Annotated in this window: 11 protein-coding genes and 2 tRNA genes; 9 read left to right on the top strand and 4 right to left on the bottom strand. The window is 59.3% G+C overall.

Annotated elements, in window-relative coordinates; genetic code table 11:
* The first annotated feature begins 9 nt into the window (after positions 1-9).
* The 4 genes from ACWR1S_RS16430 to thiO are packed head-to-tail and all read left to right on the top strand — an operon-like array spanning position 10 to position 5,134.
* A complete protein-coding gene (locus tag ACWR1S_RS16430; protein ID WP_064118722.1) occupies positions 10-489 on the top strand; it encodes a pilus assembly PilX family protein in 480 nt (159 codons plus the stop codon).
* The gene (locus tag ACWR1S_RS16425; protein WP_454564241.1) at positions 476-3,559 is read left to right on the top strand and encodes a pilus assembly protein; all 3,084 of its coding nucleotides are present in this window, start codon (positions 476-478) and stop codon (positions 3,557-3,559) included. The genes ACWR1S_RS16430 and ACWR1S_RS16425 overlap by 14 nt, the downstream gene beginning before the upstream one ends.
* Before the next feature lie 15 nt (positions 3,560-3,574).
* Positions 3,575-3,976, top strand: a complete 402-nt coding sequence (locus tag ACWR1S_RS16420; RefSeq protein ID WP_454564240.1) for a type IV pilin protein — start codon at positions 3,575-3,577, stop codon at positions 3,974-3,976.
* Between the two features lie 57 nt (positions 3,977-4,033).
* Positions 4,034-5,134 carry a glycine oxidase ThiO gene (gene thiO, locus ACWR1S_RS16415; RefSeq protein ID WP_454564239.1) on the top strand — a complete coding sequence of 367 codons (1,101 nt, stop codon included), beginning with the start codon at positions 4,034-4,036 and terminating at the stop codon, positions 5,132-5,134.
* A 115-nt stretch (positions 5,135-5,249) separates the two neighbouring features.
* On the opposite strand, the gene ACWR1S_RS16410 is transcribed toward thiO, so the two are convergent.
* From ACWR1S_RS16410 to ACWR1S_RS16395, 4 genes are all read right to left on the bottom strand, one after another.
* Complete coding sequence (locus ACWR1S_RS16410) at positions 5,250-6,596, bottom strand: sigma-54-dependent transcriptional regulator (protein ID WP_454564238.1); 1,347 nt, start codon at positions 6,594-6,596, stop codon at positions 5,250-5,252.
* A complete protein-coding gene (locus ACWR1S_RS16405; RefSeq protein WP_454564288.1) occupies positions 6,593-8,182 on the bottom strand; it encodes an ATP-binding protein in 1,590 nt (529 codons plus the stop codon). Before ACWR1S_RS16405 ends, ACWR1S_RS16410 begins: the two co-directional genes overlap by 4 nt.
* Positions 8,172-8,414: a PP0621 family protein gene (locus tag ACWR1S_RS16400; protein ID WP_454564237.1), complete on the bottom strand. Its 243-nt coding sequence runs from the start codon at positions 8,412-8,414 to the stop codon at positions 8,172-8,174. The genes ACWR1S_RS16405 and ACWR1S_RS16400 overlap by 11 nt, the downstream gene beginning before the upstream one ends.
* Positions 8,415-8,540: 126 nt before the next feature.
* A complete protein-coding gene (locus ACWR1S_RS16395) occupies positions 8,541-9,557 on the bottom strand; it encodes an outer membrane protein assembly factor BamD (protein ID WP_454564236.1) in 1,017 nt (338 codons plus the stop codon).
* Between the two features lie 151 nt (positions 9,558-9,708).
* Between ACWR1S_RS16395 and rluD the strand changes: the two genes are divergently transcribed.
* From rluD to ACWR1S_RS16370, 5 genes are all read left to right on the top strand, one after another.
* Positions 9,709-10,671 (top strand): 23S rRNA pseudouridine(1911/1915/1917) synthase RluD, encoded by a 963-nt coding sequence (rluD, locus tag ACWR1S_RS16390; RefSeq protein WP_034153865.1) that lies wholly within the window; start codon positions 9,709-9,711, stop codon positions 10,669-10,671.
* Positions 10,668-11,390, top strand: coding sequence for a peptidoglycan editing factor PgeF (gene pgeF, locus ACWR1S_RS16385; protein WP_454564235.1), 723 nt, complete (start codon positions 10,668-10,670; stop codon positions 11,388-11,390). The genes rluD and pgeF overlap by 4 nt, the downstream gene beginning before the upstream one ends.
* A 130-nt stretch (positions 11,391-11,520) precedes the next feature.
* Positions 11,521-14,085 (top strand): ATP-dependent chaperone ClpB, encoded by a 2,565-nt coding sequence (gene clpB / locus ACWR1S_RS16380; protein WP_064118713.1) that lies wholly within the window; start codon positions 11,521-11,523, stop codon positions 14,083-14,085.
* A 297-nt stretch (positions 14,086-14,382) separates the two neighbouring features.
* Positions 14,383-14,458 (top strand) — tRNA-Asn (locus tag ACWR1S_RS16375).
* Between the two features lie 9 nt (positions 14,459-14,467).
* A tRNA-Pro gene (locus tag ACWR1S_RS16370) sits at positions 14,468-14,544 on the top strand.
* The last annotated feature ends 60 nt before the right edge of the window (positions 14,545-14,604 follow it).

Genomic DNA, 14,604 nt, shown 5'->3' with positions numbered 1-14,604 from the left:
GCCGGGGTGATGCGGATTTCTCTTCATGACCGGCAAGCGCAACGCGGCATGGCGTTGCTGGTCAGTCTGGTGTTTCTGTTGTTGCTGACGCTGATCGGCCTGTCGTCGATGCAGAGTGCCAATCTGCAGGAAAAAATGGCCGGCAGCGTCAGTCTGCGTAATCAGTCGTTTCAGACTGCCGAGGCGGCGTTGCGGGTGGGGGAGAGTGCGGTGCAACTCGACAGCTACACCCTCGCGGTTTGCAGCGGTACCACGCAATGCGCACCGCCTGCGGAGTCATCGGTGGTCAGTGCGGCGGGGCTCAACTCAACCTCGGGTGTGACCTGGATTGCGACCGGTAATGGTTTCTATGGCGTGCAGAACATTGGCACCACACTCACGGCTGTGAATGTACCCAGTAACACCTCGGCGACGTTGTATCGAGTCACTGCCGTCGGCATCGCCGGCACTTCGCGTAGCGTTGTGGAGAGTGTCTATGCGAAGTATTGAGCGCTATGGGTCGCTGCTGTTCGGCATGCTGATGAGCTTTTATCTGGCGGCGCCGGCGTATGCGTTCACGCCGTCTGATTCGCCGCTGTTGAGTGCGGCAGCGGTGCCACCCAACGTCATGCTGCTGATCGACGATTCGGGGAGCATGAACAGCATCATTTATGCAGCCGGATTCAACCCTGCCGACAATTTCACTCCGGCCCGGCAATGTAATGCATTGCTTGGGTTGTGCCTGAGTTCGACGCCGATCACGGGCGACACGATCTTTCTGTCGAGCCTGCCGACATCAGGCTGTTCCGGCGGCGCCTATGCGTTCTACAACAATAGCCTGGCGCCGTTGTGTCTGAAGCTGCCGGATCCGGTGGGCAGTGGCAACACGCGTTATTCCGGGGATTACATTTCCTACGTAGTCGGCCTGGCCATCAACAACGGCACGCGGGACTTCACCAATGGCGCGATCCCCAACGACTACCGCATCAACGTTGCGCGTAACGTCTCCACGGCATTGGTCAGCAGCAACCGCACGTTGCGTATCGGGCTGTCGACATTCAATCCGGCCACCAGCAACAACTCGGGGAATGGCGGATTCATTGCCCGTTCGATCAGCGATCTGTCGCCGGTCAGCGGCAGCGTGACCCAGGCACAGGCCGACACCAACTACAACGCACTGATCTCCTCGATCAACGGCTTGAGCGCGGTGGCCAACACGCCATTGGCGGAAACCTATTACGAAATCACCCGCTACATGCGCGGTATGGCGCCTTACTACAACAGCACGCCGAGTACCTACACCAGCCCGATTCAGTACCGCTGCCAGAAAAACTATGGCGTGGTAATAACCGACGGTTTGCCGACTTTCGACCGGACCTTCCCGACTAACGACCCATTGGGCGGCAGCCGTTTGCCGAACTGGGACGGCGTCAACAATGACGGCAACAATCTCAATGGTGACAACGAAGGGGACACGCTGTATCTGGATGACATCGCCAAGTTCGCCTTCGATATCGACATGCGCTCGACCGGTACCGACGCGGCGGGCAAGAGTTGGAACGCGGTGGATTTTCCCAAGCAGAATATGAACACCTACACCGTGGGCTTCACCGCCGACAATGACATGCTGTCGGACGCGGCAAGTTATGGGCAGGGCAAGTATTACCAGGCGACGGACAGTACCGGGCTCAACGCGGCGTTGTCCTCGGCGCTGAGCGACATCACGTCCAAGGCCGGTTCCGGCGGCGCGGGGGTCACCAGCGGGACAACATTGACGTCCAGCAGCAGCTTTTATCAAACCACTTATGACCCCAAGGATTGGCGCGGCACGATCAGGTCGTTCGGCTTCACCTCGACCGGGACGGTCAATACCTCCGCGGCGCAGTGGACGACCGACACCACCATCGTGCCATCCGCCACCGCCGCGACCTTTCAGTCGTGGAACACGCTGAGCAACGCAGCGGTAACCCTGGCCTACGGCAACTTTTCTCCGGCCCAGCAGACCACGCTCAGTCAGGGGTTGCCCACCGGCATCAGCGGCATTGATCTGGTGGAGTGGAGCAAGGGCACGAACAAGACCGGGCTGAAAGTGCGCAGTGTGCTGCTCGGCGACATCATCAATTCGCCGCTGGTGCTGGCGTCGCCATCAGACAAAACCGCCTCCGATCTTTCCGGGGACACCAGCTACAGCACTTACCTGGCCACCAAGGCTGCGAACATGAACACCAGCCTGGTGGTCAACGCCAACGATGGTTTCGTCAACGTGATCAATTCGGCGAACGGTACTCGCCGTTACGCCTACATGCCGTCCAGTGTGCTGCCGTCATTGCGCCTGATCGCCGACACCAACTACGTCAACGGTGTGAGCCACAAGTTTTTGGTGGACGGTCAGGTTGGGGTGTTCGACGCGCAGTCCGGCACTGCGTGGAAAACCCTGGCCATTGGCGGCACCGGTGCCGGGGGTAAAACCTTCTACGGGTTGCAACTGTTTGATGCGTCTGCGGGCAATGTAATCAAGGCCTTGTGGGAGGTCAGTGCGCCGGCCACCGCCAGTACTGCGAACGCATTCAATGATCTGGGTTATGCCTACGCCCGTCCGGAAGTGGCACGCTTGGCCAATGGTCGCTGGGCGACATTCATTGCCAACGGCTACGGCAGCAATTCAGGCGTGGCGGCCCTGTATGTACTGGATGCGCTGGACGGTTCGCTGATCAGGAAAATCGTTATCGACAGCACGGAAACCACCAACGGTTTGTCGTCGGTGAAACTCAAGGTCAACTCTTCGAATGTGGTGCAGGCCGCTTACGGTGGCGACTTGAAGGGGCGGTTATGGAAGTTCGACCTGAGTGCCACGTCCTCCGATAGTTGGGGCGTGGCGTTTTCCGGCAAGCCACTATTCACCACGGCGGGCGGGGCGACTCAACCGATCACCGCGCAGCCGTTACTGGCTGATAACGCGCTGGGCGGCAAACAGGTCTTCGTCGGTACCGGCAAGTTCAACGAAACGGCCGACAAGACCAACAAGGATTTGCAGGCGTTCTATTCCGTGTGGGACGCCGATGGAGGTTCTGGTCAACTGACTGTCAGCAGTTTGCAGCCGCAGGCGATCACCGGATCATTCTCCGGCAGCTCTGGACAGTTTCTGACCACAACGCAGAATGACACGACGTATCCGGCGGAGAAGGGTTGGTATCTTCCGCTGGTATACAACAACGTGCTGACTGGAGAGCGGGTGATCAATCAGGCGAGTATCGTGCTGGGCCGTGTTGTCTTTACCACGGCGAGTGTTGATACCACCGATCCCTGTGCGAGTTTTGGCACTGGCAAACTGGTCGAACTGGATGCGTTCAGCGGTAAGATGCTCAATTACGCCGTGCTGGACACCAACACTGACGGTTTGGTCGACAGCAATGACACGATATCCAGCGGCGTAATATTCACCGGTGGCATTCCGACCCTGAACTTCGTCTCCAGCGATGGCAAGCGCAAGGGTACGACCGACACCAGTGGCACCATCACGATCATTGTAGAAAAGGGCGGTGGCGGCAGCCGTCGTATCATGTGGCGACAAATACAGTAAGCGAGAGTTTGAGGCATGCGCAGATTCAACCGAGGCTTCACCCTGATCGAAATCATGATCGTGATTGCGATCATCGGGATCGTCATCACCATCGCCGCACCGAGCTATACCGAGTACCTGAAAAAGGGCCGCCGCGCCGAAGTGGTATCGCTGCTCTCGGAGCAGGCACAGAGCCTCGAACGCTTCTACACCAAGAACAATGTCTATACCGGCATCACCGGTCTGAGCACGGGCAATGATTTCTACACCCTCACTCCGACCATTGCTGACCAAACCTTCCTGCTGACCGCCACCCGTAAAACGGGTACCTCCATGGCCACCGACAAGTGCGGGGATTTCACCCTGAACAACACCGGTGTCCGCAGCATGAACAACGCGACCACCGGGCTGACCACCAAGGATTGCTGGGGCCGCTGAGGCGCTTTCTTTCGGGTGCCTTTTGCGCCCACTGTCTTTTTTACGGTTGGAACAAACATGACCAGGCAACAGCAAGTGGTGATTGTCGGTGGCGGGGTGATTGGCCTGCTGACCGCCTACAACCTCGCCTCCGAAGTGCGCAGCGTGGTGCTGCTCGATCGCTCGAACCTCGGCCAGGAATCGTCCTGGGCGGGCGGCGGTATCGTTTCGCCGTTGTATCCGTGGCGCTATAGCCCGGCGGTTACCGCACTGGCGCACTGGTCGCAGGACTTTTATCCACAGCTCGGCGAGCGTTTGTTTGCCGACACTGGCGTTGATCCTGAAGTGCACACCACCGGCCTGTACTGGCTGGATCTGGACGATGAGGCCGAAGCGCTGGCCTGGGCCAAGCGGGAAAATCGTCCGTTGCGGGCTGTGGATATCTCGGCGGCGCATGATGCGGTGCCGGTGCTCGGGGGCGGCTTCTCGCGGGCGATCTACATGGCGGATGTCGCCAACGTGCGCAATCCGCGTCTGGTGAAATCGTTGAAAGCGGCGCTGCAAGCGATGCCGAACGTGACGATTCACGAGCAGTGCGAAGTCAGCGGGTTTGTCCGCGAAGGTGAGCAGGTTGTTGGCGTCGAGACGTCGAAGGGTGTGATCAAGGGCGATCAGGTCGTGCTGACTGCTGGGGCGTGGAGCGGCGATCTGCTCAAGACGCTGGATCTGACATTGCCGGTCGAGCCAGTCAAAGGCCAGATGATTCTCTACAAGTGTGCGGCGGATTTTCTGCCGAGCATGGTGCTGGCAAAAGGGCGTTATGCGATTCCGCGTCGCGACGGCCACATTCTGATTGGCAGCACGCTGGAGCACGAAGGTTACGACAAGACGCCGACCGATGTGGCGCTGGAAAGTCTCAAGGCTTCGGCGGTGGAGTTATTGCCAGCGTTGGCCGATGCCGAAGTGGTCGGGCACTGGGCGGGGTTGCGTCCGGGGTCGCCGGAGGGCATTCCGTATATTGGCCGGGTGCCGGGGTTTGACGGGTTGTGGCTGAACTGCGGGCATTACCGCAATGGGCTGGTGCTGGCGCCGGCGTCGTGTCAGTTGTTTGCCGATGTGATGCTGGGAAGGGCGCCGATTATTGATCCGACGCCGTATGCACCGGAAGGCCGTATTTAGTCAGGTATATCTCTGGAGCCTGGCAGATCGCTTTCGCGAGCAAGCTCGCTCCCACAGTTGATCTTTGTCGTTCACAAAATCCAATGTGGGAGCGAGCTTGCTCGCGAAGGGGCCCTCAATCCAGGCCGAGTTTTTTCAGCCGATAACGCATCGACCTGAACGAAAGACTCAGACGCTGCGCCGCTGCCGTACGATTCCAGCGGGTTTCTTCCAGCGCTTGCAGAATCAGCTTTCTCTCGACGTTCTCCAGATAATCCTCAAGGTTGTCGATCTGCGTCAGATCGGCGATCCCGCCCTCCGCCGCGCAGTTGCCCTCGCTCAGGCGTAAATCCCCAGCCTCGATCGTCCGGTTTTCACACAAGGTGTGCGCCCGTTCGAGCACGTTCTCCAACTCCCGCACATTCCCCGGAAAGCGATAGTTCTTCAGCGCTTCCAACGCCTGCGCATGCAAGCGCGCCACTGGTTGACCCGTGTCCTTGGCCAAACGCTTGAGCATATGCGCCGCCAGCACTTCTATGTCATCGCGCCGCTCACGCAGCGACGGCACGCGCAGTTCGATCACGTTCAAGCGGTAATAAAGGTCCTGACGGAAACGCTCGGCAGCCACTTCAGCGTCGAGATCCTTGTGCGTGGCGCAAAGAATCCGCACATCAACCACGCTTTCCTGCTGACCACCGACACTGCGAACGGCTTTTTCCTGGATCGCCCGCAGCAGTTTTACCTGCATCGACAACGGCAAGTCCGCCACCTCATCAAGAAACAACGTGCCGCCATGGGCCGCTTGAAACAGTCCGGGTTTGTCCTCGACGGCGCCGGTGAAACTGCCTTTGCGATGGCCGAAGAACTCGCTTTCCATCAGCTCTGACGGAATCGCTCCGCAGTTCACTGGGATAAACGGCTGGCTGGCACGCGGACCCTGTTCGTGAATCAGGCGCGCGACCAGTTCTTTGCCACTGCCCGACTCGCCGCTGATGTACACCGGCGCCTGGCTGCGAGCAAGTTTGTCGATTTGTTTGCGCAGGTTGCGCATTGGCAGTGAATCACCCAGCAGCCGTCGATCAATCGAGGTGCAAACCCCACCCACGGCTGGCATGCGCAGGGCTGTACCGACCAGTTCGCGCAAGCGGGTGAGGTCTACCGGTTTGGTCAGAAAGTCGAAAGCACCTGCCTTCAAAGCGTTGATGGCTGTTTCCAGACTGCCGTACGCGGTGATCATCGCCACCGGCAGTTGTGGATAACGTTGCTGAATATGCTGCACCAGCTCCAGCCCTGTACCGTCGGGCAACCGCATGTCGGTCAGGCACAGATCGAAGCCCTCGCGGTTCAGCAGCGCCTGGGCTTCGCTCAGGTTACGCGCGCTGTAGGTGTCGAGTTTCATCCGTCCCAGGGTGATTTCCAGGAGTTCGCGGATATCCGGTTCGTCGTCGACGATGAGGATTTTTTGCCGTGGGCTCGTGTTCAACTTTGTTTCCGTCCGTGAGCAAAGGTGATGCGAAAGCAGCCGCCGCCTTGGCGTGATTGGAAGTCTAGGCGCGCTTGGTTGCTTTCGCACAGCTCACGGGACAGATAAAGCCCAAGGCCGGTGCCCTGGCTGCTGGTGGTGAAGAAGGGTTCGAATAGATGCGCCTGTTCATCGGCCGGGACGCCGGGGCCGTTGTCCTGCACTTCGAGGACTGCCAATTGGCTGTTGGGATCGCTGAACAGGGCCAGCCAGACTTCGGCCTGATCGTGCAACAGAGCGCTGTGGCGCCAGCCGTTGCGTAACAGGTTGTCGAGAATTTGCGTGAGCTGGTTGGGGTCCATCAGCGTGATGAACTCCCCCGAGTTGATCCGCAGATGAATCTGCTGGCGCTCGCTGGCCTGTTCGCGGCTCTCGGCGACGAAGTTTTCCAGCCACGGCTTGAGATCCAGCCGTTGTGGCGCGCTCTGCTGGCGGCGGGACAGTTGCAGGACGTTTTCGATGACTCGGTTCATGCGCTGGGAGTGATCTTGAATAATCTGCGTCAGACGCCGATCGGCGCTGTCGAGTTCCTCGGATTCAGCCAATAGCTGTGCGGCGTGGCTGATCGCACCCAGCGGATTGCGGATCTCGTGGGAGATGCCGGCAGTCAGACGCCCGAGTGCGGCGAGTTTCAGTTGCTGGGCTTGTTGGGCGATTTGCGCGAGGTCTTCGAGAAACACCAGGGTTTGCTGGTTGGGGCTCTGTTCGAGGGCGATAAAGCTGGGTTGCAGTTCGAGGCCATTACCGGGGATTTTCAGGCTCTGCGGGCGCAGGGTCGGGTTGTTCATCCACAGCTGCAAGCGATCGACCAGCGCCGTGGAATATTCGTCGATCAAATGCCCCTGAAGGTGCGATTGCGCGAGCAGGGTTTGTGCGCTGTGGTTGGCCAGTTGCACCCGGCGCTCTTCATCAAGCACCAGAATGCCGGTCCGCATGCGTTGCAGAATCAGCGCGTTGAGCGCTTCGAGGCTGACCACTTCGCTGGCGCGTTGCTCGGCCAGTGTTTCGCTGACTTCGAGGCGACGGATCAGCCCCTGCACCAGCAACGACGCGGCAAAACACAGCGCGCCGAGGGTGCCGGCTTGCAAGTATTCATTGGCGCTCAGGGGGTGGTTGAAACCCAGCAGGAAACTCGAGCCGACGATGCCCAGCGCACCGATAGCGGCGATCAGCAGACCGATGCGCCGCCTAAGCAAGGTGTTGCTGATCGCCACCGAGACAATCAGCAGATTGCCCAGCGCACTGCCTACACCGCCCGCCGCAAAGAACAAAGCGCATAAAAGCAGGACATCGACGAGGGCCAGGCTGAACAGCTGCGCCGGCCGTCGGGGGTTTTCAAGAAACACCACCAACAGAATGTTGAGGATCAGGTACAGCCAACTGCCGCCGCGCAGCAATTCGTCGTTGGCCGACGTCAGCAGGCGGTTGTCCATGTTGCTGGAGATCAGCAACACCAGGGTGATGCCGACGCTTAAACGGTAAAGATGATAAAGGCGCAGCAGGCGCTGCGCCTGTTTGCTGTCGGCGTGAGTGGCCTCAGCGATCACTGGCACCCGGGCCTTGCTCGAGGTGAGCCTGGCTGCAATACCACTGTTGTTGGACGCTCAGCGCGCGGTCGCGTGGCAGATGCACGCCGCAATGAGCGCAGCGCACCATTGGCGGGGCGTCCTGCTCGCGAGAGGCACGGTTGGATTGATTGGATGCGGCGGGCGCCTTGAATTTACGCCACAGCCAGATGGCGGCGAAAATCACGACAATCCAGAACAATAAACGAAGCATGATGAGCGGCTTTTCGACTGATGATCCGGCAGTTTAGCCAAGGACCCGACAAGCGCACAGCCTATTAAAGCGCGGACATGAAAAAGGGAGATCCGCAGATCTCCCTTTTTTGTCCATCCGGTGTGATCAGTCGAACACGCCGAAGGTCATGTAGCTGAACCACGAACGGTCAGTGTTGCTCGACTCAGGCTCTGGCTCTTCGATCACGTCGCCGTTTTCGTCTTTAGGCTTGAGCTCGTTCGGGATCGCGTCTTTCGCGTCCTGGAACTGCTTCTGCACATCCTGGTTGGCGCGGGTTTCGCCCGGCGGCAGCGGTGGACGCGACTCGATCAGGCCCAGCGTCGCCTTGCTCAGGAACGAGCGGTTATCGGCTTCGGCAACCCGTGGCACGAACTGACCGTCTTGCAGGCTCGGGTGGTTCGGGTAGTTGAGCTTCAGGGTTTCCAGGCTGGTGGTCGCCAGTTCGTCGAGGTGCAGACGCTGATAGGCTTCCGTCATTACCGCCAGGCCGTCGCCGACCGATGGGGTTTCCTGGAAGTTTTCTACGACGTAACGACCACGGTTGGCTGCGGCGACATAGGCCTGACGGGTCAGGTAGTAGTCGGCCACGTGGATTTCGTAGGCGGCCAGCAGGTTGCGCAGGTAGATCATGCGCTGCTTGGCGTCCGGCGCGTAGCGGCTGTTCGGGTAGCGGCTGGTCAGCTGGGCGAACTCGTTGTAGGAGTCGCGGGCAGCGCCCGGGTCACGCTTGGTCATGTCCAGCGGCAGGAAGCGCGCCAGCAGGCCGACGTCCTGGTCGAAAGACGTCAGACCTTTCAGGTAATAGGCGTAATCCACGTTCGGGTGCTGCGGATGCAAACGAATGAAACGCTCGGCGGCAGACTTTGCAGCTTCCGGCTCGGCGTTCTTATAGTTGGCGTAGATCAGCTCCAGCTGCGCCTGATCGGCGTAGCGACCGAACGGATAACGCGACTCCAGAGCCTTCAGCTTGGCTGTGGCGCTGGTGTAGCTGTTGTTGTCCAGGTCAGTCTGAGCCTGCTGATACAGCTCGGCTTCGCTGAGGTTTTCGTCTACGACTTCCTTCGATGAGCAAGCAGCGGTCAATGCGAGGATGGCGATCAGCAGCAGGTGTTTCACTTGCATGGCGGCTTGCGTCCCTATGACGGCCGCTGTCTTGGGCGGGGCCGTCCTGTTATGATGAGCGCCCCGTTGAAAAGCCTCGGGGCAAAAGACGCCGTATTTAACCACAAGCGCGCAGCCGAAACCAAAAGCTGTGCCGACGCACAGTCAGAGCATGTCCGATAAAATTGAACTTCGCGCAGAGGTGCCGTCCGAATTGGGCGGCCAACGCCTCGATCAAGTCGCTGCCCAACTCTTCGCTGAGCACTCTCGCTCGCGCCTTTCCGCCTGGATCAAAGAAGGTCGCCTGACTGTGGACGGGGCGGTCATCCGCCCTCGCGACATCGTGCACGGCGGTGCCATCCTTGAGCTGACTGCCGAGCAGGAAGCCCAGGGCGAATGGATCGCCCAGGACATCGAGCTCGACATCGTCTACGAAGACGACGATATCCTGGTGATCAACAAGCCTGCGGGCCTGGTGGTGCACCCGGCTGCCGGTCACGCCGATGGCACGCTGCTCAACGCCTTGCTGCACCACGTGCCGGACATCATCAATGTCCCGCGCGCCGGCATCGTGCATCGTCTGGACAAGGACACCACCGGTCTGATGGTGGTGGCCAAGACCATTCAGGCGCAGACCAAACTGGTTACTCAGTTGCAGAGCCGCAGCGTCAGCCGCATCTATGAGTGCATCGTGATCGGTGTGGTCACCGCCGGTGGCAAGATCAACGCCCCGATCGGTCGCCACGGCCAGCAGCGCCAGCGCATGGCGGTGATGGAAGGCGGCAAGCCTGCCGTCAGCCACTACCGCGTGCTGGAGCGTTTCCGTTCGCACACCCACGTACGGGTGAAGCTGGAAACCGGTCGTACTCACCAGATTCGCGTGCACATGTCGCACATCAACTTCCCGTTGGTCGGCGACCCGGCGTACGGCGGTCGTTTCCGCATTCCGCCAGCGGCGAACCCGACGATGGTTGAATCCCTCAAGCACTTCCCGCGTCAGGCCCTGCACGCGCGCTTCCTGGAGCTGGATCATCCGACGACCGGTGAGCGCATGAGCTGGGAATCGCCGCTGCCGGAAGATTTCGTCTGGCTGCTGACCTTGCTCAAGCAGGATCGCGAGGCCTTCATCGGATGAACTGGCTGACGCCGGACTGGCCTGCGCCGGCCAGCGTCAAAGCCTGCGTCACCACCCGCGAGGGCGGTGTCAGCGAGGCGCCGTTCGACAGCCTCAATCTGGGCGATCATGTCGATGATCGTCCTGAGGCTGTTGCCGAGAACCGACGGCGCCTGACCGATCACTTCTCTATACAGCCTGCCTGGTTGCAGCAAGTGCACGGGATCGCCGTGGCGCATGCTGATCCGGGCATCGTTGCGACCGCCGATGCCAGTTGGACAGCAACGCCCGGTATTGCCTGTGCGGCGATGACGGCGGACTGCTTGCCTGCATTATTCTGCGATCGCGCCGGCACTCGCGTTGCTGCGGCTCACGCCGGTTGGCGCGGTCTGGCGGCGGGCGTGCTTGAAGCAACTCTCGACAGCCTTGATGTTCCGGCTGGAGACGTTTTGGTCTGGCTCGGTCCGGCCATCGGCCCGCAAGCCTTTGAAGTCGGCCCGGAAGTGCGGGAAGTCTTCATCAATCAACTGCCGGAAGCAGCCGAAGCCTTTGTACCAAGCATCAATGCCGGCAAGTTCATGGCGGACATCTATATGCTGGCGCGCCTGCGTCTGGCAGCCCGTGGTGTCACAGCGGTTTATGGCGGCGGTTTCTGCACCGTGACCGATCCGCGCTTCTTCTCCTATCGCCGTGCTTCGCGCACCGGTCGCTTTGCCTCTCTTATCTGGCTTACCCGCTAGACTTGCCTGACCTGAATCAACCCTCTGGCGCTTGAATCTTGCAGAATCGACCGCATCTATAGCGGTATCTGGCAGGTTTCTTTATTCAGGATGGTTTTTAGGTCCGGCCTGCTCAAAAGGAAGGTGACTTATGCGAATAGACCGTTTAACCAGCAAATTACAGTTGGCCTTGTCCGACGCCCAGTCGTTGGCAGTCGGCCACGATCATCCGGCGATTGAGCCGGCGCACTTGATGCAAGCCATGCTTGAGCAGCAGGGTGGTTCGATCAAACCTCTGCTGATGCAGGTGGGCTTCGACGTCAACAGCTTGCGCAAAGAGCTGACCAAAGAGCTCGACCAATTACCGAAAATCCAGAACCCCACCGGCGACGTCAACATGTCGCAGGATTTGGCGCGCCTGCTCAATCAAGCCGATCGTCTGGCCCAGCAGAAGGGCGACCAGTTCATTTCCAGCGAACTGGTGTTGCTCGCCGCGATGGACGAGAACAGCAAGCTCGGCAAGTTGCTGCTCGGCCAGGGCGTTAGCAAGAAAGCCCTGGAAAACGCGATCAACAACCTGCGTGGCGGCGAAGCGGTAAACGACGCCAACCACGAAGAGTCGCGGCAGGCGCTGGATAAATACACCGTCGACCTGACCAAGCGCGCCGAGGACGGCAAGCTCGATCCGGTGATTGGTCGTGATGACGAAATCCGTCGCACCATTCAGGTTCTGCAACGTCGCACCAAGAACAACCCGGTGCTGATCGGCGAACCTGGCGTGGGTAAAACCGCGATTGCCGAAGGTCTGGCCCAGCGCATCATCAACGGCGAAGTGCCGGACGGCCTCAAAGGCAAGCGTCTGCTCTCGCTGGATATGGGTGCGCTGATTGCCGGTGCCAAGTATCGCGGTGAGTTCGAAGAGCGCCTGAAATCGCTGCTCAACGAGCTGTCGAAACAGGAAGGGCAGATCATCCTGTTCATCGACGAACTGCACACCATGGTCGGTGCCGGTAAAGGCGAAGGCTCGATGGACGCCGGCAACATGCTCAAGCCAGCGTTGGCTCGCGGTGAGTTGCACTGCGTCGGCGCGACCACGCTCAACGAGTACCGCCAATATATAGAGAAGGACGCGGCCCTCGAGCGACGCTTCCAGAAAGTCCTGGTGGATGAGCCGAGCGAAGAAGACACCATCGCCATCCTGCGTGGCCTCAAAGAGCGTTACGAGGTTCACCACAAGGTGGCGATCACCGACGGCGCGATCATCGCCGCGGCCAAGCTCAGCCATCGCTACATCACTGACCGACAGTTGCCGGACAAGGCCATCGACCTGATCGACGAGGCCGCCAGCCGTATCCGCATGGAAATCGATTCCAAGCCGGAAGTGCTCGATCGTCTGGAGCGGCGCCTGATTCAGTTGAAGGTGGAATCCCAGGCGCTGAAAAAAGAAAGCGACGAAGCGGCGATGAAACGTCTGGAGAAACTCCAGGAAGAAATCGTCCGTCTCGAACGTGAGTATTCCGATCTGGAAGAAATCTGGAACTCGGAAAAAGCCGAGGTGCAGGGTTCTGCACAGATTCAGCAGAAGATCGAACAATCGCGGCAGGAACTGGAAGCGGCACGCCGTAAAGGCGACCTCAATCGCATGGCCGAGTTGCAGTACGGGGTGATCCCGGATCTGGAGCGCAGCCTGCAAATGGTCGATCAGCACGGCAAGAGCGAAAACCAGTTGCTGCGCAGCAAGGTGACGGAAGAAGAAATCGCCGAAGTCGTGTCGAAGTGGACCGGAATCCCCGTGTCGAAAATGCTCGAAGGCGAGCGCGACAAGCTGATGAAGATGGAAAGTCTGTTGCACAAACGGGTGATCGGTCAGGAAGAAGCCGTGGTTGCCGTGGCCAACGCAGTCCGGCGTTCGCGAGCCGGGTTGTCCGACCCGAATCGTCCAAGCGGCTCGTTCATGTTCCTCGGCCCGACCGGTGTCGGTAAAACCGAGCTGTGCAAGGCACTGGCCGAATTCCTCTTCGACACTGAAGAGGCGATGGTGCGGATCGACATGTCCGAGTTCATGGAGAAACATTCCGTGGCTCGCCTGATCGGTGCGCCACCGGGATACGTCGGCTACGAAGAGGGCGGTTATCTGACCGAAGCGGTGCGCCGCAAGCCGTACTCGGTGATCCTGCTGGACGAAGTCGAGAAGGCTCACCCGGATGTGTTCAACATCCTCCTGCAAGTGCTTGAGGATGGTCGCCTGACCGACAGCCATGGCCGTACGGTGGATTTCCGCAATACCGTGATCGTCATGACTTCTAACCTCGGCTCTGTGCAGATTCAGGAGCTGGTCGGTGATCGTGAGGCACAGCGTGCTGCGGTGATGGATGCGCTGACGTCGCACTTCCGTCCGGAGTTCATCAACCGGGTCGACGAAGTGGTGATCTTCGAGCCTTTGGCACGGGATCAGATCGCGGGCATTACCGAGATTCAGTTGGGCCGTCTGCGCAGCCGTCTGGCCGAGCGCGAGCTGAAGCTGGAACTCAGTCCCGAAGCGATGGACAAGCTGATCGCCGTTGGTTACGACCCGGTGTATGGCGCACGTCCTTTGAAACGGGCGATTCAGCGCTGGATCGAAAACCCGCTGGCGCAATTGATCCTCTCGGGTCATTTCATGCCAGGCGACACGGCAACCGGCAAGGTCGAGAACGACGAAATCGTTTTCAACTAAGTCCAAACGCCAATGAAAATTGGCAGGCCCCACATTGTGGGGCCTTTTTTTTCGTTAGGCTGTTGAACTCAAAGGAAAAGGCTTGTAAAGTGCGCCCCGCAGTCAGTCGCCAAGACGGTCTCAGCTCACTGAGTTGAAATCTGAAATAAGTTGCAAATCATTAACTTGAAAGCAATTTAGGGGGTTGACAGAGGTGTTCTAGGTTGTAGAATAGCGCGCCTCAGACACACGAACGCAGCGATGCGAACGAGTGACTAGATGCAACAAGTTTCACCGTTGTAAATTGAAATATGTAGTTCCGTGATAGCTCAGTCGGTAGAGCAAATGACTGTTAATCATTGGGTCCCAGGTTCGAGTCCTGGTCACGGAGCCAATTTCAAGCCGGGGTATAGCGCAGTCCGGTAGCGCGCCTGCTTTGGGAGCAGGATGTCAGGAGTTCGAATCCCCTTACCCCGACCATTTTTGGGTCGTTAGCTCAGTTGGTAGAGCAGTTGGCTTTTAACCAATTGGTCGTAGGTT

Source organism: Pseudomonas sp. AIG (assembly GCF_977020205.1).
This window is presented reverse-complemented; position numbering and strand designations above follow the sequence as displayed.

Bases quoted from the DNA above. Each gene is read 5' to 3' on its own strand.
- ACWR1S_RS16430 (WP_064118722.1), top strand. From the start codon at position 10: ATGCGGATTTCTCTTCATGACCGGCAAGCGCAACGCGGCATGGCGTTG.
- ACWR1S_RS16425 (WP_454564241.1), top strand. From the start codon at position 476: ATGCGAAGTATTGAGCGCTATGGGTCGCTGCTGTTCGGCATGCTGATG.
- ACWR1S_RS16420 (WP_454564240.1), top strand. From the start codon at position 3,575: ATGCGCAGATTCAACCGAGGCTTCACCCTGATCGAAATCATGATCGTG.
- thiO (WP_454564239.1), top strand. From the start codon at position 4,034: ATGACCAGGCAACAGCAAGTGGTGATTGTCGGTGGCGGGGTGATTGGC.
- ACWR1S_RS16400 (WP_454564237.1), bottom strand. From the start codon at position 8,414: ATGCTTCGTTTATTGTTCTGGATTGTCGTGATTTTCGCCGCCATCTGG.
- ACWR1S_RS16395 (WP_454564236.1), bottom strand. From the start codon at position 9,557: ATGCAAGTGAAACACCTGCTGCTGATCGCCATCCTCGCATTGACCGCT.
- rluD (WP_034153865.1), top strand. From the start codon at position 9,709: ATGTCCGATAAAATTGAACTTCGCGCAGAGGTGCCGTCCGAATTGGGC.
- pgeF (WP_454564235.1), top strand. From the start codon at position 10,668: ATGAACTGGCTGACGCCGGACTGGCCTGCGCCGGCCAGCGTCAAAGCC.
- clpB (WP_064118713.1), top strand. From the start codon at position 11,521: ATGCGAATAGACCGTTTAACCAGCAAATTACAGTTGGCCTTGTCCGAC.